This is a genomic window from Paraburkholderia sp. A1RI_3L (genome assembly GCF_048957895.1).
Taxonomy (GTDB): Bacteria; Pseudomonadota; Gammaproteobacteria; order Burkholderiales; family Burkholderiaceae; genus Paraburkholderia; species Paraburkholderia kururiensis.
On the sequence record NZ_JARCHA010000017.1, the window covers coordinates 80,916 to 106,916 of the forward strand.

The following is a 26,001-nucleotide window of genomic DNA, read 5'->3' on the forward strand; positions in this document are numbered from 1 at the left end:
CGCCGGGGACGGTTCGCACACGGGGCCGTCGGCCCAGCGCGCCGGTGAAGGCGCTCAACCGTCTATTGCAGCAGATCAAACGATGTCGGCACGAACCTTCGTATCGTTAAAGCCCCGTCGATTCAACAGCGAGGCCAGCATGAGCAGCATCCCCAGCTTCAAGGACACAGTCACCGCGGTTTCCGGCCAGATGCGCGTCATGCGCGAGACCCAGCCCGAACTCATGACCGCCTTCAGCCAGCTTGCGGCGGCGGGCACGAAAGACGGCGCCTTGACGAGGAAGACGCGCGAACTCATCGCGCTCGGCATCGCCATTGCCGGCCGGTGCGACGACTGCATCGGCTTTCACGTGCAAACGCTGGTGAAACTCGGCATCACGCGCGCGGAACTGGACGACGTGCTGGGCACCGCGGTGTACATGGGCGGCGGTCCGTCGATGATGTACGCCGCGCACGCGCTGAAGGCGTTCCAGGAGTTTTCGGCGACCGAGGCTTGAGCGAGGCTTGAGCGAGCGGCGCGGCGAGTTTCCGGACGAGTGCCCCCGAGTGCCCCGCTGGCGTGCAACGCACGCGCACCCCGCCACGGATGACCCACGTCAAACCGCGGCCGGGGCGCGAGTGAACTAATGTGGGGATATCCCCGACGTCTCATCCAGTCGCTCCATCACACCACCCGCACACCCCAGCTCACCATGTCCAGTCCCGAACCGCCCTTGCCCTCCGGCGCCGCACGTGGTGTGTCGCGTCTCGATCGCTGGGTGCCGGGCGTCGCGATGCTGCGCGGCTACCAGCGCCAGTGGTTCGCCAAGGACCTCTTCGCCGGCCTCGCGCTGACGGCCGTGCTGATTCCGGTCGGCATGAGCTATGCGGAGGCCTCTGGCCTGCCCGTCATGGCCGGGCTCTATGCCACGATCGCCGCGCTCGTGGGTTACGCCGTGTTCGGCCCGAGCCGCATCCTCGTGCTCGGCCCCGACTCCGCCCTCGCCGCGCTCATTGCCGCTACCGTGCTGCCGCTCGCACACGGCGACGCCGGCCACACCGTGGCGCTGGCCGCCATGCTGGCCATCATGGCCGGCGCCGTCTGCGTGCTGTTCGGCCTGCTGCGCTTCGGCTTCGTCTCCGACCTGCTCTCCCAGCCTATCCGCTATGGCTATCTGAACGGCATTGCCGTGACGCTTGCGGCAAGCCAGTTGCCGCGGCTGCTCGGGCTCGACGGCAGCAGCCACACCTTCGCCGGCTCGCTGCTGCACGTGGCGCATGGCGTGGCCGACGGTGAGGCCAACGTGGCCGCGGCGGCTATCGGCGTGTCGTGCATCGTCGCGATCATGGTGCTGCGGCGGGTCGCGCCGTCGCTGCCGGGCATGCTGGTGGTCTGCGCGGTGGCCGCACTCGCCGGCTGGTGGCTGCACGACCAACGCCAGGTGCCGCTCGCCGTAATCGGGGCGCTGCCGTCCGGCGGGGGCCGGCCGCAATGGCCAACGCTGACATTCGCCGAGATCGGCGGACTCGCGGGCGGCGCGATTGCCATCGCGCTCGTTTCGTTTGCCGACATCAGCGTGTTGTCGCGCGCGTTTGCCCCGCGCACGGACACCGAGGCCGACCGCAATCAGGAACTGATCGCGCTGGGCGCGGCGAACCTGCTGGCCGGGCTGTTCCAGGGATGCCCGGTGAGCAGCAGTTCGTCGCGCACGCCGGTGGCGCAGGCGGCCGGCGCGCAGACGCAGGTCACGGGGCTTGTGGCCGCCGCCTGCATGGCCGCGCTGCTGCTCGCCGCGCCCGCGCTGCTGGCCCACGTGCCGTACTCGGCGCTGGCGGCCATCGTGATCTGCGCGTCGGTGGGCATCGTCGAAATCCGCAACGTGGCGCGGCTTTTTCGCACCCGGCGCAGCGAGTTCGCGGTGTCGATGCTGTGCTTCGCGGGCGTCGTGCTGCTCGGCGTGATTCAGGGCATTTTTCTGTCGGTGGGGCTCGCGCTGCTCTCGTTCGTGTGGCGCGCGTGGCACCCCTACGACGCCGTCCTGGGCCGCGTCACGGGCATGCGCGGCTATCACGACGTGAGCCGTCATCCCGAGGCACAGCAACTGCCGGGGCTCGTGCTGTTCCGCTGGGACGCGCCGCTTTTCTTCGCCAACGCGAACATCTTCGCGGACCATCTGCGCCGCGCCATTGCCGATTCGCCGACCCGGGTGGAATGGGCGATCGTGGCCGCCGAGCCGATTACCGACATCGACGTGACCGCCGCCGACGTGCTCGACGCCCTGCGCGACGAACTGGAAGCCGAGGGCATCCGGCTCGGCTTTGCCGAGATGAAAGATCCGGTCAAGGACTGGCTGCGCGCCTACGGCATGTTTGGACGGTTCGGCAGCCGCACACCGTTCTTCGCGACCGTGAGCGAGGCGGTGGAACACTGCCTCGCGGCGCGGCGGCGGCATGGTGAGCAGACGAGGACAAAGGCCGGCGCGGGGCAGCAGGCGGCGCGGCGCGCGCGTCCTTAAGTGCGTCCTTAAGGCTCCCTTCAGCAGCGGGCGCGTAAGATGCAGGCGGCCACTCGCGCGTGGGCCGTCCGGTTGTGGTGATCGAAGTGAAGGTGGCTCCGGCGCGGTTGGTCATTTTCCATTCATAAAACAGGTGCGCAATGACCATCTCTTCAATTGGCAACCAGGTCGCCATGTCGATGCAGGCTACCCAGCAGTCGGCACGCTACGCTTCTACGGGGAACGAAGCACAGGAAGTGGGCCCGGATATCGACGGCGATGCAGACGACAGCGGCGCCAAAGCGGTGCAGGCCCAACCGCAGACGCAACCGCCCGTCGTCAACGCGAGCGGCCAGACCATCGGCACGATGATCAACGTCACGGCCTGAGCACGGCGGGCTCGCCGATAAGGCGAGCGAAGTCGATGCCGTCTTGACCGACAGTACGCCGGCCTCCCAGGGACTGCTCCTGGCGAGGCCGGCTTTGTTTTGGGCGGAAGAAAGTGGCCGCCGCCCCTGGCTTGATGGTTCGCCCGGGGCCGCGTTCGTTACTGCGGCTAAGCGCGATACGCGAAGGTCGTCATCATCCCCGCCGCCATGTGGTACAGGTGGTGGCAGTGAAAGGCCCATTGCCCGGGATTGTTCGCATCGACGGCAATCGTCACCGAGCGTCCCGGCGGCAGCAGCACCGTGTCGCGCACCGCGCCATTGACGCGATGGCCGTCGATGGCGACCACCTGGAAGTGGTGGCCGTGCAGATGCATCGGGTGCGCCATCATGCTCGCGTTGCGCATCGTCACTTCGACGCGCTCGCCGCGGTCCACCTCGATGCGCGGCTGCGTGGCGAGCGCCCAGCGGTAAGCGGCCATGTCGCCCATGAGCGTCATCTGGAAGGTTTGGGCCGGGCGCCGTGGCGCAAGCGGCGAAGCGGCGCGCAACCGGGATTCCAGCGCGAGGTCGAGCACGGGCCCTGCGGCAGCGCCCGTGGAGGCAATCTTGCGCACCGGAGCGCCGGCGGGTTGCAGAACGATGCCGGTGCGCTCCCTTGCGCCTTCGCGCAGCGCGAGGACCGGGAATGCGCGTGCATCGTCGGGCAACTGCAGACGAACGTCGATGCGCTGCCCCATGCTGACCGGGAACCGACGGCCCGTTACGGGCTGCACGGGTTGACCGTCCACGGCGATCAGCGACCCGGTGAGGCCGCCGAGGTCCACCGTGAACGCCGTAGCCGTCGCGCCGTTGATGATGCGCAAGCGCACCCGTGCGCCCCGCTCCACCTTCACGACTTCGGGGTCCGCGAGCGTGCGGTCGTTGGCGAGATAGGCGTCGTAGTCGATGTCGTTGAGGTCCATGGGCATGCTGCCGGCCATGCTGCTCATGTCGTGCGTGTTGTCGTTCATGCCGCTCATGTCCATGCCGGCCATCGCGTCGTGGGCCGATGAAGGCTGCTGCATCTTCATACCGCTCATGTTCATGTCGCCCGCCGCGTGCGCGCCTCCCATGGCGCCTTGACTGCTCATGGCGCCGTGGCTCCCGTGGGCATCCGGCGCGGCGCCGTGCTGGCCGCCCTTCGTCAGACCTGCCAGCAGTTCTTCGGGCGACTTGAACGAAAAGTCGTGCAGCATGACGACGACTTCCTGTTCGTCGCGGCGGCCATCGGCCGGATCGGCCACGATCAGCGGCGCCGCGAGGAGTTGCTGCTCCTGCAACGTGTGCGCGTGCATCCAGTAGGTGCCGGGCGCGTTCACCGGGAAGTGGTAGCGCTGCTGAGCGTGCGCCCCGAGCAGCGGCATGGGAGCGTCGGGCACGCCGTCCTGGTTCCAGGGCGGCGTGAGGCCGTGCCAGTGGATCAGCGTGGCGTCGCTGGTTTCATTGCGCAGCGCGACGTCGAACGCTTCGCCCGCAGTCAACCGGATGCCTTGCGCGCCGTTCGGCTGCACGACACCGTAGACGCTCGCGGCGCGGCCGTTCACCTCGATCGTGCGGCGTACGACGGCCAGTTGCTTTGCCGCTGCCGTTCCGGCAGAGCTGGGGGCGGCAGCCGCCGGAGCCTCGGCCGCCCATGCGCGCGGCAGGCGCGCAGGATAAAGCGCGAGCGCGGCGGCGCCGGCCAGTGCGCCGGTCACAAACCGTCGGCGGCTCGTGGTCTTGTCGGGCTCACTGGCGGAGCCGGGCGTGTGGAGAGACGCAACGTGCGCGTCGTTGAAGCGTTTCATGATGATGCTTTCCTTGACATGAATGGGCCGGGCAGCCCGACGATCGGGCAGCCCACAAGCGACAGGCCGTCAGCAACGGCCGGGACACTCAGGCAAGGAAAAGCCGGGGCGGACGTTCGATACCGTCCGTGAGGAAATGGGCGGCTGCGTCGGAGCGGGGCGGCAAGGCGCGCAGCATCGCGACTTTCGTGAGGCCAGCGCAAAACAGGAATCCGGGCGCCGCTGCCGCGGTACAACAGGCGGCGGCCATCCCGCCGCACTGGCCCGCCACGTGGCAATGGCCGCTCACGCCGCAACCGCCATGAGCCGCGCTGGCGGAATCACCGATTACCGTGGCGGCGAGCGCGTGATGAGGACGCCCGACCGGCGCCTCGGGCGCGGCCATGTGGGCCTCGTCGTGTGCCATTGACGAAGACAAGGCCGGCGCGCTGCACTGCTGCGCCGCGCAGGGCATGGCCGCACGCGCCCACGCTGCCGCTGCAGGGCGAAGCAGCAGGCTTGCCCCGGTCAGCAGCAGAATCAGCAACAGCACGCGCCAGCGGTTCATTGGACGTTTCGAAGAAGTTGAGGCAGCAAGAAGGCGAACACCGGATTATCGCTCAACGGGCATGGATGGTGGCCGGCGGCGCGCTTTTGACACGCTTTGACACGTTACGAGCTGACCTGGCAGCGGGTCGCTGTGCTCGGCCGCGCGCGATGCGTTTCAGGTTCGGATGCCGCCGTGGCTTCGGACGCCTGGCGTGATTTCCCAGGCGCGACTGCGCAGGAAATGAAGGGAATGACCAGAATCCGATTATGTTTTTCCCAAATATGCAGAATAGATAAACATAATCCGTCAACCCGGATTCGAGATTGATTTATGGGCGGCAGGTGCCTAAGATGGCATCGCCGCTGCAATGATTTATGGGATTTACGGGTTTTATGGCATCCCGCCGTCATTTTCACGCACAATCCATTTTGACGAGAAAACCAATGACACAACTCACTTCACCCGATAATCCGGCCATCCTCGAGCCGCAATTTGTCGTACGCGGAAACCGGTTTGCGATACCCTCTCTGATCATACTCTGGATCGTCGTACTGCCAGTGGTCATGTACTTTTTCTCGGGTCCGTTTTCCGGTCTGGATTTTAGCGATCTCTGGAAAATTTTTATTTTGCCTACCATCATGCTCGTTTGGCTGATTTTCATGACTCGCGCCAGATTTTATGACGAATTTTGTCAAGTCGAAAAATCGGTCATTCACTACAAAAATATCATCAGCCTGAAACGCGGCTGGTTTACCCTGGTCATCCGCTATACCCGCCCGGACGATGCCCGTAGCAAAGTGCGTAAAGCCCGGTTGTCGCTCTATGAAATGTCGCGGGCCGACCAGCAACGAAGCCTGGAAATTTTGCGTACCCATTTGCCGGCCACGGCTACCGCGGAAATCTAGATAACCGGCGCGCCCTGATAAATGCACCATCCATCCGCTCAAACCGTGGATGGTGCATGCAATTCCCTTCACTTCACTTCCCTTCACCTCACCGCCCCGCCCGCTTGCGCACGATCACGCCGTACCACCCCATCCCCTCGTACGTTTCATAGCCCGGCGTGAGCGCGTAGGCCACCAATGTGTCCGCGTCCGGTCGGTACGCGCCGGCCTTCGGATCGCTCACTTTGAGCGGCAGCACTTCTTGCAGCACGCCTTTGCCGTCTGAACTGGCGATGACGCGCTTGCGCGCATCGACGAGCAGGCAGCGCGTACGCGTCCACTCTTCGGCTGACAGACGCACGCCCTTGACCACCGTCGAGGCTTGCGGCGCCCAGTTGAAAAAAACCGCGAGCACGCCGAGCGGACGCCCCCTGTTGGCGCCGCCTTCACGGATGGCCGCGGCGTAGGTCGCCACGGCGGCGCCGCCGAGCGCCTCCATCGACTCGAGTTCGGCGGCGGCGTACTCGGCGCCCGACGCCGACTTCGCCGCCGCCTTGAACCACGGTTTGTCCGCAACGTTCTCGTGCCCTGCCGCCGCGAACTGGCCGGGCCGGCCGGTGGCGACGACGTTGCCTGCCATGTCGATCACCCACAGATCGAGGTACACGGTGTAGCTGTCGAGAATCACGCCCAGACGTTCGGACGCAAACGCGCGATGTTCGGGGCTGTCGTGTGCGAGGCAATCGACGATCGCGGAATCGGTGGCCCACCAGCGCACGTCGCAGGAGCGTTCGTAGAGATTGCGGTCGATGATCTCGATCATGTTGAGCGCGAGATCCGTGAGGCGCTGCGCTTCCTGCTGCTCGAGCTGCGTGATCATCCGGTCGCCCAGGGCCGTGAGTTCGCGGCCCAGCTCGGTGGTCAACTGTCCGATGCGTTGCGACACCACCTTGACCTGATTCGCGACCACGGCAAAACCGCGCCCGGCGTCGCCGGCACGGGCCGATTCGATCAGCGCGTTGATGGCGAGGAACGTGGTTTCACGATTGATGTCGTTGATATCCGATACGTTGCCCTTCGCAATACGGTGAACTTCTCGCGTCAAATCGACAATCTCATTGGCATCCGCCATGACTTCCCCTCGACCTATGGTTTAAATTCGCCCTTCCTGGGCGACAGATCGCACCAAATCAATGCAACCCGGCGCCATTGTTGTGCGATCGCATTTTTATTCCCTTTTATTGGGCGATCTCTTTTTGCGAAGTAAAGATTCCAGCGCGAAACAACTCATAAACGGCATCGCAAAGGGATTCTTTAGGACTTTTCGAAGGGCGAACGCTGGGGCCCCGATAAGGCCGCAAGGCAGTCACAGTCAGGTTTCGCGGGGTTGGCGGCGACCGTTTTGCCGGCTATCCGGCTCGGCCGTCTCCAGTGGGGTTGAATAACTTCACGGCGGTCAATGGAATTTGATCCTGCCTGCGATTTTTATTGTATCCGGGCGCATTTTTCGATAATCCGCCCTGGCGTTTTTCTCAAAGCTTTTTATAAACCATCCACATCACGATACCGGCTATGATCCTGCCGCTATTTATCAGCGAGACGCCCCCATTTCCGGACACCCCAACCTTCACCCGTTCATCGGAGTGAATTACCGAACCTATGCGAACGGCTACATCGTCTCGCCCGTCATCATGGGGAGGGGCAAGCACTTCAGCGATCTGGGAAACGGTCCGGGCGGCAGCCTCTACGATCCCGCCACGGCGAAGCAGCGCCGGCAAAGCCCCGTGGATGATCATCGACCGCCATTTCGCGGGCGAGGCGTGCCGTCCGTTCGTGATTCCGGCGGCCTGAATGAAGGCGGACTGGTACGTGCAGCCTCTCTCGCACGTGCGCCGCGTCATCGACGCGGACTCGGCACGCACCGCCCCCGTGGTTGCGCCGCTCGTCATCGGCCAGGTGAGCACCACGGACGGCGACTTCGGCAAGGTGGTGACGTTCGGTTCGCCGCAGTCGCGCGTGTCGGCGCGCGGCTACAAGCTGATCGATCAGCGCCCGAAGAAGAACGTGATTCCCACCTGCTACCGCGTGGATACGGCTGCGGTGGTCCCGTAAGCCGGAGGCGACGCCACCTAGCCGGAGGCGGTACTGCCGTTCAAGCGTTTTCTAGCCGCGCGATCACCGCCTTCAATCGCGCTTGCGCGGCACCCACTCCGCGTTCCTGTGCCAACGCCACGAGCGGCGCCATCCTCCGCTTCACCTTCTCCGCGTGATTCTGCGCAATGTCCGCAAGGCGATGCCGCAGGAACGGGTTCAGAAACCGTTCCCGCACGCTGGCCACGTACGCCTCGGCGCGTTCGGTGAGGTCCATGGCCACGAACACGGGCATGACCTCCTCCTGCCAGACGGCTTCCACAGAAGCACGCATGGCCTCGTCGTTCATGGCCTCGAACACGGTTTCGTCCGCGCGCCGGCCTTGCGCGAGCCACTGCCCGGCAAGCCAGGTGTGGCCCAGGTTCAGGAAGAACAGCTTTAGCTGTTCGAAGCTGTTCAGGTCGTCGGTCAGCACGATGGCGGGGTGCGTGCACGGCAGCTCGAGTCCGGGCTGCCGTTCGATGGCCCAGAGCGCATAGGGCTCGGCCACGGCGCCCACCGGCTCGATAGCCTCGGAAACGATGCGGTCCACCAGCGAATTGGCCCAGACGCAATGCGTTGCGAGCCAGGATACGAACGCGGGCGCGGCCTGCCACTGCCGCGCAAGGCCTATCACGATGTCGCGCAACGTGTCGCCGTTGTTCGCCACCAGCTCGCAGGGAAAGAGGGACACCGGCGCCTCGGCGCGTTCGGTCCAGCGAGCGTGCAGCAGCACGAGCAGCTTGGCGGGGAAACTGCGCGGCACGTGGTCGGTCTGCGCGAGTAGCGAAGCGGCGTCGCGCTCGTCGAGCCGATAGCCCGTATCGCCCGTGTTCGAGACGATCACGCGCATGTCTTCAATCGCCGCACGGCGGATAGCGGGCCAGTCATCGTCGGCGATCCACGCCTCGCGGATGGCACGCCCCATCACCAGGCGATCCACGGCGGCGCCCGCCTCCATGCCGCGAATCCGCACGGGGTAGCCCTCGCCCGACGCGAGCGCCGCAATGCGCGCCCGGCTCACGGGGTTACCCGTCGTCTGCACGACGGCGATGCCGCCCAGCGCCTCGTCGCGCGCGAGCGCCTCCGAAACGAACAACGCAGCATGCGCCTGCAAGAACCGGCTGGTGCCGAACTGAAGAATGGGCGCCTGGATGGGTGCCCGGATAGGTTCGCGAATGGGTTCGCTCATGCGCAACGACGACGTTCGAAACTAGGGAAGGCAGGCAAGCTACAAGCGGCGCTCAGCATTCGACAAGCGCCTTCACCACCGTCTGCTGCGGATCGAGCAGCTTCGGGAATTCCTCGGGCACGTCGGCAAGCCGCATGCGGTGCGTGTTGAGCGCCTTGTCCGGAATCTTGCCCTCGCGCATCGCCGCGAGCACCGTCTCGAAGTCCTGCGCCGTCGCGTTGCGGCTGCCCAGCAGCGTCGCCTCGCGCTTGTGGAACTCGGGGTCGGAGAACGTGATCTGGCCCGGCACGATGGAGATGAGCACGTACTTGCCGCCGTGCGCGATGAACTCGAAGCCGCGGTTCATCGCGTTCACGTTGCCGGTGGCGTCGAACACCACGTCGAAGAACTCGCCGTTCGTGCGCTTCGAGAGTGCCTCCACGTCGCCCGCGCCGGTCTGCACGGTGGCCTGGATGTCGAGGTGGCTCGCGCAGAACGCGAGACGGTCGGCGCGCGTATCGAGGCAGGTCACCTCGCCGCCGCGCAGCCCCGCAAAGATCATCGCGGCCATGCCGATAGGCCCCGCGCCCACCACGAGCACGCGCTCTTTCGGCTGCACGTCGGCACGGCGCACGGCGTGCGCACCGATGGCGAGAAATTCCAGCATCGCGGCCTGGTCGAGCGTCACGCCGTCGGCCTTGTGGACGAACTGCGCGGGCACGCTCAGGTATTCGGCCAGCGCGCCGTCGCGATGCACGCCCAGCACCTTGATGTTCACGCAGCAATTCGTCTTGCCCTGCCGGCACGCCACGCATTGCCCGCAGGAGAGATACGGCATCACGTACACGGCGTCACCCGCGGCAAGCTTCGTCTGCGGCTCGGCCTCTACCACGATGCCTGAAAGCTCGTGCCCCATCACGCGCGGATACGAAAGGTACGGCTGGTTGCCCGTGAAGATGTGCAGGTCGGTGCCGCAGATGCCGACGCGCGATACGCGCAGCAACACCTCGCCCGCACCGCGCAGCGGCGTGTCGCGTTGCTCGGAACGCAGCACGCCGGGGGATTCGCAAATGACGCTCAGCATGTGACTTCTTCTCCAGTGGACCGGCCGCGCCTGGCAACGCGTAACGTTTCCCGCGCCATACGACGGGCGTGGCCGGTCGGGTTCAATACGACTGCTTCAAAGCGGAATCAATAGAGGACGTTCTTCGCCTCGGGTGTATCGATGTTCTGCTTGTCGACCATCACGACGCCGGTGTCCACCACCTTTTCGACCGGCTTGTGGTCAATCACGTTGACGAGCGTCTGGATGCCCTTGTAGCCCATCTGATACGAGCTCTGCACGGCGATGCCCTGGATGGTGCCGTCGCGCACGAAGCCTTGCAGGTCCTGGTTGCCGTCGAAGCCGATCGCCACCACCTTGCCGGCCTTGCCCGACTGCGCGAGCGCGCGGCCCATGCCGATCGCCGTGGGCTCGTTGGCGCCGAAGATGCCTTTGAGGTCAGGGTTCGCGGAGAGCACGTCGGTGGTCTGGTTCAGCGCCGTGGCCATCTGCGACTGCGAGTAGAACGGCCCCACGATCTGCAGCTTCGAATGCGCCGCGAGGTACTTGCGGAAGCCGCCCACGCGGCCGATTTCCGAGCCCGCGCCCGGCACGTACGACATGATCGCCACCTTGCCCGTCTGTCCGAGCTTCGCGATCATCGCCTTCGCGCAGAGTTCGCCGGCCTTGTTGTTGTCCGTCGAAAGGAACGACTGGTAGTACTGCTTGCCCGCGTCGGAGATCATCGAGTCGATCAGCACGACCGGAATGTGTGCCTCCCACGCCTTCTTGATGGCGGGCACGAGCGCGTCCGGGTCGGACGGCGCGAGCACGATGCCGGCCACGTGGCGGTTCACGGCGTTCTCCACCATGTTCACTTCGGCGGCGATGTCGGATTCCGCGGCCGGACCCTGGAAGGTCATGGTGTAGCCCTTGGCATTCGCCATGGCGGCGGTGGCGCCCTTCTGCACGTTCTGCCAGTAGTTCGAATTGGCGGTCTTCACGATCACGGCGATCTCGCCGCCCGCAGCCTGTGCGTAAGTGGTGAACGCGGCGCACAGCGTGGCGGCCGCGGCCAGGATGGAAAGCTTTTTCATGTCTCGCTCCTATGCCCGTGGTTAGGGACGTGTTGTTGGAATTGCGCCTGTAATGGCTTACCGCTTCCTGCTTCTCAACTGATCGATCCACACGGTGCCCAGAATCACGACGCCGATGATGATCTGCTGGATGAAACTCGATACCCCGTTCATGTTCAGGCCGTTGCGCAGCACGCCGATCACGAACGCGCCAATGGCCGTGCCCGAGATCGTGCCCACGCCGCCCATCAGCGAAGTGCCGCCGATCACGGCGCTCGCAATCGCATCGAGTTCGTACATCACGCCTTCGTTGGGCTGACCGGTGACGAGCCGCGACATCAGCACGCAGCCCGTGACGCCCGCCAGCAGGCCCGAAAGCACGTAGGTGAAGAGCTGCACGCCGCGCACGTTGACGCCCGAGAGCCGCGCGGCCTCGGCGTTCGACCCGGCCGCGTAGATGTGGCGACCCAGCGCCGTGCGCGACAGCAAGATCGACGCCGCGATGAACAGCACAACCATGATCACCACGGGATACGGGATGCCGGGGAACGTGGTGTCCGGAAAACCATCGGCGCCGATGTGCGAAATCTTGAAGAGCGCGCCGTTGCCGAGTGCGCCGAACGCGTCGCCCAGTTCCGAAACAGGCCGCGCGCCCGTGATCTGCAACGCGACGCCGCGTGCCACGAGCATCATGCCGAGCGTCGCGATAAAGGGCGGCAGCCCCATGCGCGTCACGCACAGTCCGTTGACGAAGCCGCACAGCCCGCCCACCAGCACGCCGCCCAGCATCGCGACCGGCACCGGCGCGCCCGCCTTCACCAGCAACGCGGCCACCACGCCCGCCAGCGCGAGCACCGATCCGACGGAAAGGTCGATGCCGCCCGTGATGATCACGCAGGTTGCAGCCACGCCCAGGTAGGCGATGGAGGTCACCTGCAGCGAGACCGTCATCAGGTTGCCCACCGAGAAGAACGCCGCACTCGTGAGCGAGAACGCGATCACGAGCACGACGAGGCTGCCCAATGCGGCGAACTTCTGAATCAGGTCACGGCGCCGCTGCCGTGCGGCCTTGTCGACCGCTTCGCTTCGATCCGATGTCATTTCAAGCATGAGTGCGCCCCGACGCGTAGTGCATGATTTCTTCCTGAGAAGTCTGTTTCGTTTCGAGAACCGCGGTGATGCGGCCTTCGTGGAACACGGCGATGCGGTCGGTCATGCCCATCAGTTCGGGCAGCTCCGAGCTGATCAGCACGACGCCCACGCCGTCGGCGGCAAGCCGGTCCATGAGCCCGTAGATGGCGTACTTGGCGCCCACGTCGATGCCGCGCGTGGGTTCGTCGAAGAACAGGATCTTCGAGCCGCGGTACAGCCACTTGCTCACCACGACCTTCTGCTGGTTGCCGCCCGAGAGATTGCGCGCGGTCTGCCCGACGCCCGGCGTACGAATGCCGAGTTCGCGTACGTAGCGTTCCGCCACGGCCGTTTCCTCGTCGAAGCGCAGAAAGCCGGCGCGCGACGAAATGGCCCGCACGTTGGCGAGCGTCACGTTGGCCGACACCGGCATGGCGAGCGCGAGGCCGTCCTTCTTGCGGTCTTCGGAGAGGTAGGCAATGCCGTGTTTGATGGCTTCGCGCGGCGAGCGGATGGTGACCGCTTTGCCGGCGAGCAGCACTGCGCCGCCATCCGTGTGGTCGGCGCCGAAGATGGCGCGCGCCACCTCGGTGCGGCCCGCGCCCATCAGCCCGGCGAAGCCCAGAATCTCGCCGCGGCGCAACTCGAACGACACGGGGCCGAACACGCCCTCGCGCCGCAGGTCTTTCACGGCAAGCAGGATTTCGTCGGTGGGCACCGACTGGCGCGGCGGATACGCGTCGTGCAGCGGGCGTCCCACCATGCGTGCGACGATTTCATCGACGGTGGTGGCGGCGAAGTCCTGGGTGGAAATGTGGCGACCGTCGCGCAGCACGGTGACGCGATCCACGATCTCGGCCATTTCGTCGAGCCGGTGCGAGATGTAGAGAATCGCCACGCCCGCGGCGCGCAGTTCCTTGATGATGCGAAAGAGCTGCACCGTCTCCTGCTCGGTGAGCGAAGACGTGGGCTCGTCCATGATGAGCACCTGCGCGTCGAGCGACAGCGCCTTCGCAATCTCCACCATCTGCTGCTGCGCGATGGAGAGCGCGCCCACGAGCGTGGTGGGCGACACGTCGAGTCCGATGCGTACGAGGCAGCGCCGCGCGTTCTCGTGCAGCCGGCGGTAATCGACGAACGGGCCGCGCTTGGGCTCACGCGCAAGGTAGAGGTTCTCCGCGACCGAGAGGTGCGGAACGAGGTTCAGCTCCTGGTGAATGATGGCGATGCCCGCGGCCTGCGCCTGCGTGGTGGACTGGAACTGCACCGGCTGATCCTTGTAGTGGATCGCGCCTTCGTCCGCGCGGTACTGTCCGCTGATGATCTTCATCAGCGTCGATTTGCCTGCGCCGTTTTCGCCGCAGATGGCATGCACCTCGCCGTAACGCAGATCGAGGTCGATGCCGTCGAGCGCGACCACGCCCGGAAAGCGCTTGCCGACGCCTTCCAGCCGCAGGATCTCGCGCAGCGACTGCTCCGGCGCGGCCGTGCCGGCCGGCTGGACGCTGGGACTTGCCATTCCCGTCTCCATGGTTGTTCTGTGTGACGAAAACCCGGGCTGCGGACCTGCCCGCTCCTGCAATTTCGCGCAGTCTCGCGCCATCTCTACGTCAGTCCGGGTTGGCACCGGTCAGGCCGGTTGCGATCAATTCAACTGAATTTCGTGTCGCCGCCGTCCGTTTGGTCAAGCCAATATCGTTTTTTTATAAGTGCCCTGACCATTGGTGAAAACCCCGAGGAACGCGCAAACCCGCGCCGAATGGGGCAGGAGGCGCGTATGCTAGACTCCGTCCCCGCTTGCGACACTGGTCGTTCGCGCGTGAAACCGCTCAGAAACGAGCCTCCGATGAAACAGACAGAACCCAAGCGGCTTTACCAATCCGTGGCTGCGCAGATCCTCGCATTGATCCGCCAGGGCGAATTTCCGCCGGGCGAACGTCTGCCGCCCGAGCGGGAGCTGGCGCAGCAGTTGGGCGTGTCGCGTCCGTCGCTGCGCGAGGCGCTGATCGCGCTGGAAATAGGTGGTCAGGTCGAGATTCGCATGGGCTCGGGCGTGTACGTTCGCGACGTGGCGGGCGGCGGCAGCGCAGGCGGCGAACACGCCATCGCCGCGCTGGGCGAAAGCCCGTCGGAGCTGATGCAGGCGCGCATCGCGATCGAGGGCACCGTGATCGTGCTGGCCACCGGCAAGTTCACGGCGGCGACCCTGGACCGCCTGCGCCGCGTGGTGGAACGCATGCGAAAACTGGCGGCGGCCGGCAAGTCGCCGGTGGATGCCGACCGGCAATTCCACATGTTGATTGCGGAGACCACCGGCAATTCGGTGCTCGCGCGCTTCGTGGGCGAACTGTTCGACAGCCGGCACGACCCCATTGCCGCGGCCATGCGCGGGCACGCCGAGAGCGCGCAGACGTGGTCGGTGGCCGTGCGCGAGCACGAAGACATTCTGAAGGCCTTGCAGGCGGGCGACCCCATCGCGGCACAGACCGCGATGCGCGCTCACCTGAAGGCGTCGGAAGAACGGTGGATGGCGGGCGCGTTGAAGCAGGACGTGCAGTGACGCGCGCAGGGGTTGCCCCGCCGCGCGCGTCGTTCTGCCGTTCTACGTGAAGTGACGCGAGGGCGTCCCTTCTCAGTGCAGCGGCCCGGAACCCCGCTGCTGCGAGTTGCCCTCGGCCGAGGGCGGTCGCGCTTCACTGCCTGCGGGTCCTCGCGCCGCGCCGTCCGCACTGCGCTCATGAAGCGGCGGGATCGAAGGTTCCTCTTTCACCACCTTCGTCTCGCCGTCCGCGCGACCCGGGCCCGATGCCGCGGGCTCGAACGTTACCTCGCCCGTTGCCGCGTCGATGGCACATCGCACGTGCGCGCCTTCGCGAATGTCGCCGCTCAGCATGCGCTTCGCCAGTTCGTTCTCGATGGTCTGACGAACCAGACGCCGCAGTTCGCGCGCCCCGTACTCGGGCCGGTAGCCCTGAGTGGCGAGCCGGTCCACCACGCTCTCGTCGAAGTCGATCTCCACGTTCTGCGAGCGCGCCACGCGCTTCACCTGGTCGAGCTGCAACGTCGTGATGGCGCGCATTTCTTCCTGCGTGAGCGCATTGAAGATGATGATGTCGTCGATGCGGTTCAGGAACTCGGGCCGGAAGTGCTGGCGCAACTCGCCCATCACGCCGCTTTCCACGGACGCCGCACCGCCCGACAGAAAACCCGGGCCGCGTTGGCGCTGACCCGCGATCACGTCGGACGCGAGGTTGCTCGTCGCGATGATGAGCGCGTTGCTGAAGTCCACCACGCGCCCCTTGCCGTCGGTGAGGCGGCCATCGTCGAACACCTGGAGCAGCACGTTGTAGACGTCCGGATGCGCCTTCTCGATCTCGTCGAGCAGGATCACCGAATAGGGCCGCCGCCGCACGCGCTCGGTCAACTGCCCGCCTTCCTCGTAGCCCACGTAACCCGGCGGCGCGCCGATCAGCCGCGCCACCGAATGGCGCTCCATGTACTCGCTCATGTCGATGCGCACCACAGCGTTCTCGTCGCCGAATACGACTTCCGCGAGCGCCTTCGCGAGTTCCGTCTTGCCCACACCCGTGGGCCCGAGGAACAGGAACACCGCCGTGGGACGCCGCACGTCGTGCAGCCCCGCACGCGAACGGCGCACCGCGTCGCTCACCGCGGCAATCGCGCGTTGCTGGCCAATGACGCGTTCGTGCAGCCGCTCTTCCATGTGCAGCAGGCGCTCGCGCTCCTCGGTGGTGAGGTTCGTGACCGGAATACCGGTGATCTTCGCGACGATCTCGGCAATGTGCTCGATGCGCACGTCCGACGTGTTCGACTCCATCTGGCGCTTCCACGAGTCCGTCGCCTCGGCGAGCGCACGTTCGGCCTGGGTGATCTCCTCGCCGAGCGTGTGGGCCTTTTCGTACTGCTTGCGCGAGGCCGCGTAGTCCTGGTCGCGGCGCAACTGCGCAAGCTGTGCTTCCTGTTCCAGAATGCGCGCGGGCCGTGAAGTGCCCGACAGATGCACGCGCGCCGCGGCCTGGTCGATGAGGTCGATGGCCTTGTCGGGCAGGAAGCGGCCGCTGATGTAGCGGTTCGACAGCTCGGCCGCGGACACCAGCGCCGAGTCCTGGATCGTCACCTTGTGGTGGGCCTCCAGCTTGTCGCGCAGGCCGCGCAGAATCGTGATGGTCTGCTCGACGCTCGGCTCCGCGATGAACACGGGCTGGAAGCGCCGTTCGAGCGCGGCGTCCTTCTCGATGTACTTCTGGTACTCGGAAAGCGTGGTGGCGCCGACCAGGTTCAGTTCGCCGCGCGCCATGGCCGGCTTGAAGACGTTGGCGATGTCGAGCCCGCCTTCGCCGCCGCCCTGCCCCGCGCCTACGATCGTATGAATCTCGTCGACGAACACCACGAGCGCCTCGCGGTGCTCGGTGATTTCATCGATCACCTGCTTCACGCGTTCCTCGAATTCGCCGCGATACTTCGAGCCCGCCACGAGCGAGTTCACGTTGAGTTCCACGAGCCGCTTGTCGCGCAGCGACTCGGGCACGTCGCCGCCCACGATGCGCTGCGCGAGCCCTTCCACCACGGCGGTCTTGCCGACGCCGGGCTCGCCGATCAGCACCGGGTTATTCTTGCGGCGCCGCGCGAGCACTTCGACCATCGTTTCGATCTCGCTGGAGCGGCCGATCACGGGGTCGAGCCGGCCCTCGCGCGCGAGCGCCGTGAGGTCGCGGCTATAGCGGTCCAGATGCGGCGTGCTCGGTCCCCTAGGCGGGCCCGCGCGGTCGCGCCCGGCCTGCACCGTGCCCGACTGCACCATCTGTTCCAGCAGCTTGCGCGCGTCGATGCCGTAGTTGCGCATCACGTTGCCCGCGAAGCTGTCGGGCACGTCGGCAAGACCCACGAGCAGATGCTCCGGACCGACAAAGCCCTGGCCCAGCTGGCGCGAGGCGAGGAAGGCGCGGTCCAGCGCGCTTTTCACGCGCGGCGAGACCGCAATCGCGTCGTTTTCGGGCACGTCGCTGGGCGCGCCCTTCGGCGCGTTCGCATCGATGTACGCACGCAGTTGGCTCGGGTCCACGCCGAGCCGCGCCAGAATGCCGGCCGCCACGTCGTTGCGTGCCAGTTCGTACAGCAGGTGGTCGGACTCGATCTGCCGGCGGCCCCACTGCACCGCGCGCTCCGCGGCGCGCTGCAGCAGCTCGCGCGCGGTTTCGCTGAAGTAGCGTTCGAGGCCGGGGCCTTCCTCGGGCGGCACGCCGGTCGCGACGCCCGCGGGCGTGTCCGGTTGCGGCTGGCCGTAGCCCGCGGGTTGACCGCCGTTGTCGGCCATGGCGCCGAGGAACAGCGATTCGAGCGGCGAAAGCGTGCGCTGATGGCGCGTGAGTTGCGCGTAGTGGTAGTCGCAGACGTCGAGGAAACGGCGATAGCCGTTCTGGATGATTGCGACGCGAACGGCGGCGGGCCGCGCGCCGCAGATTTCACAGGTCTGTCGTGCCATATCGGGTTCCCGTTGTGTGACGGCGCGCCGGGCCGGCGCAGCCATTGACCGCAAAACACAGGACGCGCAAACCGCGCACCTGTGCGCTTTCTGCAAGGTGCGCGCGGTGGCGGAGAAATCAAGGGCAGAACGCAAAGACGCGCGGTGCTGTGTTTCTCGGGCGCGGCCTGCGGGCGGGCTGGCGCGATAGCTTTGACGATGAGCCGGACCGACACGCAGGCTGACTCTTCCACGATAGTCCGAAATGGGCGCGTTCCCCAGGCCTGATGGCAGGTATCCGTCAGAGAAAGCGAGGGAGCGTCAGGGAAAGCCGCGAAGGGCTACTGAAGGCCACTAAAGGCGACGAAAGGCGCGCGCCGCACCCAGGTGCGGCGACGTGTCACGTGCTTGCCGAAACGACACACGAGGGGCGGCTCAGAAGCCGCGCCTCGCATATCAGGACACAAAGGAACGCAAGGGGAACGCAGGGGCGATTCCTGTTCGTGCCTCGCGAAGTCCTCTTTGTGCGAACCGTTCGGGCCGGCGAGCAGCCCGGCCCGAAGCCCTGGAGAAAAGAAGCGGCCTACGCTGCGCCGACCGCCGCCCCTCGCCCGTAGTCCTCGGCGTCGATGTCGTAGCCCGCCGGGTCCCAGCGGATGAGCAGCAGCACGACGAGCGACGTCAACGGCGCGAGCGCGATGACCCAGAACACCTGGGTGCCGAGCGCCGCCGCGAGAATCGGAAACAGGAACAGCGAGACCGTGGACGCCGTGCGCACGAGCGTCTGGTTGAAGCCCACGCCCACGCCGCGCAACGAAGTCGGGTAGCTGAGCGACGCGAAGCTCATGCTGTGCGCGCCCGGCCCGAACCCCTGCCCCAGCAGATACCCGCCCAGCAGCAGAATGGCGAGCACCACGAAGAGGCCGCTGCCCGGACGCCCGATCAGCGCGAGCCCGATCAGCGACGCGAACTGCAACGCGTGCCCCACCGCGGTCATCTTCCAGGCGCCGAAGCGCGACACGAAGCGCACGCCGATCAAGCCGCCCACGAACGCGAACAGCAGGTTCAGGGCCAAGGCCGCGACGATGGTGGTGAGCGGCCCCTGCTTGAGAAAACTCGCGAGAATCACGGGCAAGCCGTAAACGATCGCGTTGTAGCCGAACGAGGACGCCGCGCCGATCGTCGCGGCCAGCACGGTGCGCCGCGCGTAGCGTCCGCGAAAGAGCGCGCCGTAGCTGCGCCACGAGGCCACGCGCGGTTTCGACACGGGCGCGGCGTCGCGTTGAACGACGACCTCGACGCCATACGCCCGCTTGAGAATGCGCGCCGCGCCTTCCAGGTCGCCCTGATTCGCGGCCCACACGGGCGACTCGCTGATATAGCGGCTGCGCACGGCGATGATGAGCAGCGCAGGCACCGCGCCGAACGCGAGCGTGAAGCGCCACAGCCAGCCCAGCTGATGCTCGGGCAGCACCGCGTAGAGCCCGAGAATGAGCAGATAGCAGGTGCTCGTGGCGGCGTACCACGCCGGGCACCATGCCGCGACGCTCGCGGCCTTGCTGCCCTTGCCCGTCACCTTCGAGAACTCCGCGAGAAACGCCATGGCCACCGGCAGGTCCAGCCCAACGCCGAAGCCCATCAGAAAACGCGCGCCACCCAGCACCCACACGTTCGGCGCGAGGCCGGCCGCAATGGCGGCCACCACGAAGAACAGCATGTCGGCCATGAAGACGCGATAGCGCCCGATACGATCGGTGAGATAGCCGCCCACGAGCGCCCCCAGGATCGCGCCAGACGTAATGGCCGCCGACACGAGCCCCACCTGGGCGGGACTCAGCGCGAACTCGCGGGCGATGTCCTTCACGCCATACGCGAGCGACGTGAGGTCATAGGCATCGAGGAACACGCCGCCCAGCGCAATCGCGATAACCCAGCGCGCGTTGCCGCCCTTCGCGGCGCCCGAGCCGACAATGCGCGCCACGTCTTCGGCGGATCGCACGACGAGCGGTGCTGCGATGTCGTTGTGCAACGGTTGATGGACCGCATCGGCGGCATCGATGGAAACGGCGGTGGGAAGATTTGAAGCGTCGGCAACGGTGGACATGAGGACGAGGCGCTTATGCGCGATGGTGGCAAGTCCGCTGCATCGTAGCGAACGCGCCGCAGCGCACCAAGCAACGTTTTTTCATATGCTTTTCGCGGACGTGGACACGAACAGCTGCGAGTCGCCTCGTTCGCTGCCGGCCGCTACTTCGGGTTCCGAAGCATGCGCACGCCCCACGCGAAACGACGCCCCCGCATGCCGCGCGGGCAGCGTGTCGCCTTCGCCAAACAGCTTGTGCCGCAACGTGCCCGCTTCGTAAGCCGTCTTGTAGATGCCGCGGTTCTGCAGTTCGGGCACCACGAGATCCACGAAGTCTTCGTAGCTTTCGGGCACCACCGTGCGGCTCAGATTGAAACCGTCCACGTCGGCATCGTCCACCCACTTCTGCAACTCGTCGGCCACCTGGTCCGCCGTACCGACGATCGCCGGATAGCGGCCGCCCAACGCGAACAGGTCGAGCAGCTTGCGGCGCGTCCAGCCGTGCGCCTGCGCGGTGTGCGTCGCGGATTCGATGGCGTTGCCCGGCGAGTAGTCCACGGGCTCGTCGAGGTCGTACTGCGCGTAGTCGATGCCCGTGCTCGCCGCGAAGTGCGCGAGGCCCGCCTCACGGCTCGCGTAGTGCAGATAGTCGGCGTGCTTCTCGCGCGCTTCGGCCTCGGTTGCGCCGGGCACCACGGCCGCGCCGACGAACACCTTCACGTCCTCGGGCCGTCTGCCCGCTTTTACGAGTTGCTCGCGCAACGCGCGCACCGTTTCGCGTCCCACCTCGCGGTTGGGCGGCGAAATGAACACGCATTCCGCGTGGCGCGCGGCAAAGCGCTGGCCGCGGCCGGAACTGCCCGCCTGGAACAGCACCGGCGTGCGCTGCGGCGATGGTTCGGCGAGGTGGTAGCCGTGCACGTCGTAATAGCGGCCCGTGTGCTCCACGCGGTGCACCTTTGCCGGGTCCGCGTAGACGCGCGCGGCCTTGTCGCGCCGCACGGCACCGTCTTCCCAACTGCCTTCCCAGAGTTGATAGAGCACTTCCAGATACTCGTCGGCGCGGTCGTAGCGCTCGTCGTGCGGCAGTTGCGCGGGCTGCCCCATCGCACGCGCCGCGCTGTCGAGATACCCCGTCACGATGTTCCAGCCGATGCGGCCTCGCGTGAGGTGGTCGAGCGTCGAGAAGCGCCGCGCAAGCAGATACGGCGCCTCGTACGTGAGATTGACCGTCACGCCGAAGCCGAGATGCTGCGTGGCGGCGGCCATCGCGGGCACGAGCAGCGTCGGGTCGTTGACGGGCAGCTGGATCGACTCTCGCAGCGTCACGTCCACGTTGCGCTGATACACGTCGTAGACGCCCACGATGTCCGCGAGAAAAAGCCCGTCGAAGAGGCCGCGTTCGAGCGTGCGGGCGAGGTCCGTCCAGTACGAGAGCAGCCGGTAGTCCGAGGAGCGGTCGCGCGGATGCGTCCACAGACCGTGGTTGATGTGGCCCACGCAGTTCATGTTGAACGCGTTGAGCAGGATGCGTTTGCGGGCTCGCGTGTTCGGCATTACAGGGCTCCGTGGCGCGGCGGCCGGGTGCCGTTCAGATAGAAGTTGCCGATGGCGTGGTACTTCCAGCGCACCGGATCGTGCAGCGTGTGCGTGCGCGCGTTGCGCCAGAAGCGGTCGAGGCCGAGACCGTCGAGCGTGGCCGCCGTGCCCGCGAGCTCGAAGAGGCGCGAGCCGGCGTCGAGCGAAATGGTGGTGGTGGCCGCGCGCGCCTCGGCCACGGCAATCGACGCCTCGGCAACGGCGGCTTCGTCGGGCGCGGCCTGCGCGGCGTCGACGAAGCGCCCCGCGCGGCGCAGCAACGCCTCGGCGCCGCGCAGACGCGCCGCCAGGTCGCCGAATTGCACGATGGCGAGCGGGTCGTCTGCGGCGCGCGCCACTTTCGCGTCGATCCACGGCCGCGCGTGCTCGCGCACGAACTCGAGCGCGGCGGCGAACGCACCGCGCGCCTGCCCCAGGTCGATGGCGGCATGCATGATCTGCGCAACCGGGCCGATAGGGGTCGCGCGATCGAACGACGCCTGGAACGGCACCACCCATTCGGGCTCCACCTCGACGTGCTCGAACTGCACCGAACCGCTGCCGGTCACGCGCTGCCCGAACCCGTCCCAGTCGTCGATCACGGTGACGCCGCGCGCGTGGCGCGGCACGAACGCGAGATACGAGACATCGCGGCCATCTTCTTCGGCCACGACGAGCGTCGGAATCCAGTGCGCGTAGAGCGCGCCGGTGCAGTAGAACTTGCGGCCGTCGATGTGCGAGCCTGCGCTCGTGCGCGTGAGCCGCGTGCGGCGTTTGAAATCGCGCTGGCCGATCTCGGCGAGCGCGTTGCCGAAGCGCTCGCCCGCCAGCACGCGGTCGTAGAAGAAGCGCTGCTGCGCCGCGCTGCCGCCTACGCGCAGCACTTCGAGCGCGTAGAAGTGATTTTGCGGAATCTGGCCGAGCGAGCCGTCCGCGGCGGAAATCGTCGCGATCACTTCTGCGAGCGTGCCCGCCTTGACGCCAGGGCCGCCGTACTCGCGCGGCACGGTGATGCCCCACAGGCCGCTCGCGACGAAGGCATCGAGTTCGGCCCACGGCAGGCGGCGCTCGCGGTCGCGCAGCGCGGCCTGCGGCGCGAATTGCGCGGCGAGGCGAACGGCGGTCTGAACGGCGTGGGCGTCGGTTTCGATTCGAGCGGGCACGCTGGGGGCCGTCAGTCCCGCTGGCTGCGGCGCGTGCGCAACCGAGGTCGTAGCGGCCGCATCGGGCGCCGCGGTCAGTTCGACGGTCATCGTCGGGCTCCTTGTCAGTTCCAGGCGTGGCGCGCAGGCAGCACGTGGTTCAGGTGATAGTTGCCGAGCAGGTGCAGCTTCCAGCGCACCGGGTCGTGCAGCGTATGCGTGCGGGCGTTGCGCCAGTGGCGGTCGAGGTTGTGCGCGGCGCGCGTGGCCGCGGAGCCCGCCAGTTCGAAGAGCTTCTCGCTCGCTTCGAGCGCGATGCGCGTGGTGAGCACCTTCGCTTCGGCCACGGCCACCGAGGCACGCGCGCTCGCTTCGGCATCGAGCGGGCCTTGTTGTTGCCGGGCCTGTTGCCGGGCCGCGAGGTCGTCGAGCGTGCGGCCCGCCTCCATCAGCACTTCGTGCGCGGCGTGCAGGTCGATCTGCAGCCGGCCGACGTCCGCGATGATGTAAGGGTCGTCGCTCGCATGCTCTAGGCCTGAGTCGATCCAGGGCCGGGCGCGCTCGCGCACGAAACTGAGCGCGTCGGCAACGGCAGCCTGGGCGATGCCTTGATCGATGGCGGCCTGGATCAACTGCGAAGTCGGACCGTACAGGCCGGGACGGTCGGCGAGCGGCCAGACCGCGACCACGTCGCCCGCGTCAATGGGAACGTTGTCGAATTCAACGGTCCCGCTCGCGGTGATGCGCTGGCCGAAGGCGCTCCAGTCGTCGATGACCGTGACGCCCGGCGCGTCGCGCGGCACCCAGACCTGCACGGCGCGGCCCTCGTCGTCGGTGGCGCGCGTCGGAATGCGGTGCGCGAAGAGCGCGCCTGTGGAATAGAAGCGCCGGCCCGAGAGGCGCAGGCCGTCGGGCGTGGTCTGCAAACGCGTGGTGCCGTGCAGGATGGTGGGCGCCGCGACGGCGCCGGCCGGGGTGGCGCGACGCTCGGGTCCCGCGTTGCCAAGGCGTCGGCCTGCCAGCACTTCGCCGTAGAAACGCGCTTTTTGTTCCGGCGTGCCGGCTTCGCGCAGCAGACCGAGCACGCCGAAGTGGTTCTGCGGAATCTGGCCGAGGGCGGGGTCCGCTTCGCACAGCGTCACGAACACTTCGGCGAGCGTGGCGTACGAGACGTCGGCCCCGCCGTATTCGCGCGGCACCGTGATGGCGCCGAGTCCGCTTTCGGACCACTGGTCGAGTTCGTCCCACGGCAATGCGCGCTCGCGGTCGCGCGCCGCAGCGCCTGCTGCGACGGCGCTGGCCAGCGTGCGGGCGGCGGCGAGTGCGGCGGCATCGTCGGCGATGCGCTGCACGCGTGCGGGATCGGGCGGTCGGGGAAGGCGAGGCGTTGAAGACGTTGACTGCTGGATGGACCTGGGCGACGTGAGCGGCATGGCAGTTCGAATCGGAGGAATGACGCGCCCGTCCCGCACAAAGGCGAATGGACGGGCCGAAAGCCTCCATTGGAACAGCCCGGGGCGCGATGCCCTACCAGCAATTTCTCACTTGCTTATCGGGTTTGCCGATTTAGCGCCGCAGTGCAGCATGCGGTTTTCTTGCCGCGGGCTTCACAGCCGGGCTTCACAGCCAGATTTCGCGGCCAGGTTTCACGGCTCAGTTTCACTGAGGCTACGCGCCAGCCCACTTCCCTAGCCCCTGAAGCGCTGCTCCTCGATCGCCTGCAGCCGGCCCACGCGCGACACGTCGACGAGCATCGAGGCGAGATATTCGACCACGTCGTCCATCGCGACGATGCCGGTGAGCTTGCCGGTTTCATCGACCACCGGCAGGCGGCGCACGCCCGAGCGGCGCATCTGTTCGAGCGCGACGCTCACTTCGTCGCCCTCGTTGGCGACCACGATGCCGCGCGACATGATCTCGCCCGCGGTGACGCGCTCGGCGTCCAGCTTGTTGGCGAGCACGGTCACGACGAGGTCGCGGTCGGTCACGAGCCCAACCGGCACCGCTTCGCCGTTGCGATATTCGATGACCACGAGATTGCCCACGTGCGACTGGCGCATGCGTGCGGCGAGCGCCGAGGCGCTCTCGTTGACGCCGCAGGTCTCCACGGGACGCGTAACGATTTTTCCGACGTGCATGATGCAATTCCTCTTGTCTGCCTCCGACGACCATTGACGAAGCGCGTGTTCAGCGTAGAACGCGGCGGGGTCGCGGCATTGACGTGCGTCAACCGGCTCGCGCAGACGACGCGGAGCGTGCGACAACCGGTGTGGGAAGAGAAACGCTGAGGAGGTAAGGCGGGGAGCAGACGGGCGTCTGTCGGCTCAGACAGACTCGGTGCCCTCGGCAAAGCGCCGCACCACGTCGCGCAGCGTGCCGATTTCGGTGGCCTTGTCGAAGAAGTAGCGCGCGCCCGCGGCAAAACACGCGTCGCGGTACTGCGGCAAAGCCGAGTTGGTGAGGACGATGGGCACGATGCCCGGATGCTGGCTCGCAAGCCCCTTGAGCACCGTGAGGCCACTACTGCCTTCGAGCAGTTGCAGATCGACGATCGCGATGTCCACGTCTTCGGCAGCGGCAATGCCCGCCAGCGCCGAGACCGGTTCGTCCGCTTCGCCCACGATCTTCACGCCACCGAGCGCCTCTAGCAAAGCGGCAAGCCGCTTGCGCACGAGCGTCGAATCTTCCACGAGAAAGATGTTCAGGGAGGGCACGAGGGTTTCCGCATTCATAGGTGCAGTATCCACAACACGCCGATTCGAAGAAATCAGCGCAGGACGAGTTGCGTGTAGGGGTTTTCCGACAAGCGCCCAAAGGAGGCGAGGCGCGAGGCTCATGTGCGCGCACCGCTGCAGACGGGCAAGCGGCACACAAAGTTTCATTTACCTTTCGTCAGAGCGCTTCCTGGCGCTCATTCGGCGCTTCATCGGGACCCCTTAGGGTCCATCAATGCCAGCCGCCGCCCTGGCCCCATTGCGGGCCGCGCCGGGTTCCTCCCCCGCCACCGCCACCGCCGCCGTTACCGCCGCGAGCCCCCGACGGTGCCGGTGCCGGTGCCGGAGCCG

At 66.7% G+C, this 26,001-nt stretch carries 21 protein-coding genes; 6 read left to right on the top strand and 15 right to left on the bottom strand.

Annotation, left to right across the window (positions count from 1 at the left end; all coding sequences use genetic code 11):
* The first annotated feature begins 139 nt into the window (after positions 1-139).
* From PXJ20_RS29420 to PXJ20_RS29430, 3 genes are all read left to right on the top strand, one after another.
* Positions 140-496, top strand: coding sequence for a carboxymuconolactone decarboxylase family protein (locus PXJ20_RS29420; protein WP_421032308.1), 357 nt, complete (start codon positions 140-142; stop codon positions 494-496).
* 195 nt (positions 497-691) lie between these two features.
* Entirely contained in the window at positions 692-2,494 is a 1,803-nt protein-coding gene (locus tag PXJ20_RS29425) for a SulP family inorganic anion transporter (RefSeq protein WP_421032306.1), read from the top strand.
* Between the two features lie 140 nt (positions 2,495-2,634).
* Positions 2,635-2,862, top strand: a complete 228-nt coding sequence (locus PXJ20_RS29430) for a hypothetical protein (protein ID WP_233411611.1) — start codon at positions 2,635-2,637, stop codon at positions 2,860-2,862.
* A 167-nt stretch (positions 2,863-3,029) separates the two neighbouring features.
* Here the strand turns inward: PXJ20_RS29430 and PXJ20_RS29435 are convergent, their stop codons facing one another.
* Both PXJ20_RS29435 and PXJ20_RS29440 read right to left on the bottom strand, forming a co-directional pair.
* Positions 3,030-4,688, bottom strand: a complete 1,659-nt coding sequence (locus PXJ20_RS29435; RefSeq protein ID WP_421032305.1) for a multicopper oxidase family protein — start codon at positions 4,686-4,688, stop codon at positions 3,030-3,032.
* Between the two features lie 88 nt (positions 4,689-4,776).
* Complete coding sequence (locus PXJ20_RS29440) at positions 4,777-5,235, bottom strand: hypothetical protein (protein WP_126878268.1); 459 nt, start codon at positions 5,233-5,235, stop codon at positions 4,777-4,779.
* 425 nt (positions 5,236-5,660) lie between these two features.
* Here PXJ20_RS29440 and PXJ20_RS29445 point away from each other — a divergent pair, with 425 nt between their 5' ends.
* Positions 5,661-6,122 (top strand): hypothetical protein, encoded by a 462-nt coding sequence (locus PXJ20_RS29445; RefSeq protein WP_421032304.1) that lies wholly within the window; start codon positions 5,661-5,663, stop codon positions 6,120-6,122.
* A gap of 88 nt (positions 6,123-6,210) precedes the next feature.
* On the opposite strand, the gene PXJ20_RS29450 is transcribed toward PXJ20_RS29445, so the two are convergent.
* On the bottom strand, positions 6,211-7,233 hold the full coding sequence (locus tag PXJ20_RS29450) for a methyl-accepting chemotaxis protein (RefSeq protein WP_277599817.1): 1,023 nt from the start codon (positions 7,231-7,233) through the stop codon (positions 6,211-6,213).
* 719 nt (positions 7,234-7,952) lie between these two features.
* Here PXJ20_RS29450 and PXJ20_RS29455 point away from each other — a divergent pair.
* Positions 7,953-8,213, top strand: coding sequence for a hypothetical protein (locus tag PXJ20_RS29455; protein WP_421032303.1), 261 nt, complete (start codon positions 7,953-7,955; stop codon positions 8,211-8,213).
* A gap of 40 nt (positions 8,214-8,253) precedes the next feature.
* Here the strand turns inward: PXJ20_RS29455 and PXJ20_RS29460 are convergent, their stop codons facing one another.
* The 5 genes from PXJ20_RS29460 to PXJ20_RS29480 form a co-directional block, all read right to left on the bottom strand.
* The gene (locus PXJ20_RS29460; RefSeq protein ID WP_413215936.1) at positions 8,254-9,387 is read right to left on the bottom strand and encodes a mannitol dehydrogenase family protein; all 1,134 of its coding nucleotides are present in this window, start codon (positions 9,385-9,387) and stop codon (positions 8,254-8,256) included.
* Between the two features lie 88 nt (positions 9,388-9,475).
* Entirely contained in the window at positions 9,476-10,486 is a 1,011-nt protein-coding gene (locus PXJ20_RS29465; protein ID WP_277598180.1) for a zinc-binding alcohol dehydrogenase family protein, read from the bottom strand.
* A 107-nt stretch (positions 10,487-10,593) separates the two neighbouring features.
* Positions 10,594-11,541: an ABC transporter substrate-binding protein gene (locus PXJ20_RS29470; protein WP_017775801.1), complete on the bottom strand. Its 948-nt coding sequence runs from the start codon at positions 11,539-11,541 to the stop codon at positions 10,594-10,596.
* Between the two features lie 57 nt (positions 11,542-11,598).
* Positions 11,599-12,630 (bottom strand): ABC transporter permease, encoded by a 1,032-nt coding sequence (locus tag PXJ20_RS29475; protein ID WP_017775800.1) that lies wholly within the window; start codon positions 12,628-12,630, stop codon positions 11,599-11,601.
* On the bottom strand, positions 12,623-14,170 hold the full coding sequence (locus PXJ20_RS29480) for a sugar ABC transporter ATP-binding protein (RefSeq protein ID WP_421032302.1): 1,548 nt from the start codon (positions 14,168-14,170) through the stop codon (positions 12,623-12,625). Before PXJ20_RS29480 ends, PXJ20_RS29475 begins: the two co-directional genes overlap by 8 nt.
* A 327-nt stretch (positions 14,171-14,497) precedes the next feature.
* Between PXJ20_RS29480 and PXJ20_RS29485 the strand changes: the two genes are divergently transcribed.
* The gene (locus tag PXJ20_RS29485) at positions 14,498-15,211 is read left to right on the top strand and encodes a FadR/GntR family transcriptional regulator (RefSeq protein ID WP_126878273.1); all 714 of its coding nucleotides are present in this window, start codon (positions 14,498-14,500) and stop codon (positions 15,209-15,211) included.
* Between the two features lie 72 nt (positions 15,212-15,283).
* Here PXJ20_RS29485 and PXJ20_RS29490 read toward each other — a convergent pair whose 3' ends face one another.
* The 7 genes from PXJ20_RS29490 to PXJ20_RS29520 form a co-directional block, all read right to left on the bottom strand.
* Entirely contained in the window at positions 15,284-18,154 is a 2,871-nt protein-coding gene (locus PXJ20_RS29490; RefSeq protein WP_421032301.1) for an ATP-dependent Clp protease ATP-binding subunit, read from the bottom strand.
* 562 nt (positions 18,155-18,716) lie between these two features.
* Positions 18,717-20,237, bottom strand: a complete 1,521-nt coding sequence (locus PXJ20_RS29495) for an MFS transporter (RefSeq protein WP_421032300.1) — start codon at positions 20,235-20,237, stop codon at positions 18,717-18,719.
* Between the two features lie 81 nt (positions 20,238-20,318).
* Positions 20,319-21,773, bottom strand: a complete 1,455-nt coding sequence (locus PXJ20_RS29500; protein ID WP_421032299.1) for an LLM class flavin-dependent oxidoreductase — start codon at positions 21,771-21,773, stop codon at positions 20,319-20,321.
* Entirely contained in the window at positions 21,773-23,047 is a 1,275-nt protein-coding gene (locus PXJ20_RS29505; protein ID WP_421032298.1) for an SfnB family sulfur acquisition oxidoreductase, read from the bottom strand. Before PXJ20_RS29505 ends, PXJ20_RS29500 begins: the two co-directional genes overlap by 1 nt.
* Before the next feature lie 14 nt (positions 23,048-23,061).
* Positions 23,062-24,369 (bottom strand): SfnB family sulfur acquisition oxidoreductase, encoded by a 1,308-nt coding sequence (locus tag PXJ20_RS29510; RefSeq protein WP_421032297.1) that lies wholly within the window; start codon positions 24,367-24,369, stop codon positions 23,062-23,064.
* Between the two features lie 255 nt (positions 24,370-24,624).
* Positions 24,625-25,074, bottom strand: a complete 450-nt coding sequence (locus PXJ20_RS29515; protein ID WP_199541880.1) for a CBS domain-containing protein — start codon at positions 25,072-25,074, stop codon at positions 24,625-24,627.
* Between the two features lie 186 nt (positions 25,075-25,260).
* Positions 25,261-25,668: a response regulator gene (locus PXJ20_RS29520; protein ID WP_017775791.1), complete on the bottom strand. Its 408-nt coding sequence runs from the start codon at positions 25,666-25,668 to the stop codon at positions 25,261-25,263.
* Between the last annotated feature and the right edge of the window lie 333 nt (positions 25,669-26,001).

Bases quoted from the DNA above. Each gene is read 5' to 3' on its own strand.
- PXJ20_RS29520 (WP_017775791.1), bottom strand. From the start codon at position 25,668: ATGAATGCGGAAACCCTCGTGCCCTCCCTGAACATCTTTCTCGTGGAA.
- PXJ20_RS29445 (WP_421032304.1), top strand. From the start codon at position 5,661: ATGACACAACTCACTTCACCCGATAATCCGGCCATCCTCGAGCCGCAA.
- PXJ20_RS29455 (WP_421032303.1), top strand. From the start codon at position 7,953: ATGAAGGCGGACTGGTACGTGCAGCCTCTCTCGCACGTGCGCCGCGTC.
- PXJ20_RS29505 (WP_421032298.1), bottom strand. From the start codon at position 23,047: ATGACCGTCGAACTGACCGCGGCGCCCGATGCGGCCGCTACGACCTCG.
- PXJ20_RS29515 (WP_199541880.1), bottom strand. From the start codon at position 25,074: ATGCACGTCGGAAAAATCGTTACGCGTCCCGTGGAGACCTGCGGCGTC.
- PXJ20_RS29510 (WP_421032297.1), bottom strand. From the start codon at position 24,369: ATGCCGCTCACGTCGCCCAGGTCCATCCAGCAGTCAACGTCTTCAACG.
- PXJ20_RS29425 (WP_421032306.1), top strand. From the start codon at position 692: ATGTCCAGTCCCGAACCGCCCTTGCCCTCCGGCGCCGCACGTGGTGTG.
- PXJ20_RS29430 (WP_233411611.1), top strand. From the start codon at position 2,635: ATGACCATCTCTTCAATTGGCAACCAGGTCGCCATGTCGATGCAGGCT.
- PXJ20_RS29435 (WP_421032305.1), bottom strand. From the start codon at position 4,688: ATGAAACGCTTCAACGACGCGCACGTTGCGTCTCTCCACACGCCCGGC.
- PXJ20_RS29485 (WP_126878273.1), top strand. From the start codon at position 14,498: ATGAAACAGACAGAACCCAAGCGGCTTTACCAATCCGTGGCTGCGCAG.
- PXJ20_RS29465 (WP_277598180.1), bottom strand. From the start codon at position 10,486: ATGCTGAGCGTCATTTGCGAATCCCCCGGCGTGCTGCGTTCCGAGCAA.
- PXJ20_RS29480 (WP_421032302.1), bottom strand. From the start codon at position 14,170: ATGGCAAGTCCCAGCGTCCAGCCGGCCGGCACGGCCGCGCCGGAGCAG.
- PXJ20_RS29490 (WP_421032301.1), bottom strand. From the start codon at position 18,154: ATGGCACGACAGACCTGTGAAATCTGCGGCGCGCGGCCCGCCGCCGTT.
- PXJ20_RS29475 (WP_017775800.1), bottom strand. From the start codon at position 12,630: ATGCTTGAAATGACATCGGATCGAAGCGAAGCGGTCGACAAGGCCGCA.
- PXJ20_RS29470 (WP_017775801.1), bottom strand. From the start codon at position 11,541: ATGAAAAAGCTTTCCATCCTGGCCGCGGCCGCCACGCTGTGCGCCGCG.
- PXJ20_RS29495 (WP_421032300.1), bottom strand. From the start codon at position 20,237: ATGTCCACCGTTGCCGACGCTTCAAATCTTCCCACCGCCGTTTCCATC.
- PXJ20_RS29450 (WP_277599817.1), bottom strand. From the start codon at position 7,233: ATGGCGGATGCCAATGAGATTGTCGATTTGACGCGAGAAGTTCACCGT.
- PXJ20_RS29420 (WP_421032308.1), top strand. From the start codon at position 140: ATGAGCAGCATCCCCAGCTTCAAGGACACAGTCACCGCGGTTTCCGGC.
- PXJ20_RS29440 (WP_126878268.1), bottom strand. From the start codon at position 5,235: ATGAACCGCTGGCGCGTGCTGTTGCTGATTCTGCTGCTGACCGGGGCA.
- PXJ20_RS29500 (WP_421032299.1), bottom strand. From the start codon at position 21,773: ATGCCGAACACGCGAGCCCGCAAACGCATCCTGCTCAACGCGTTCAAC.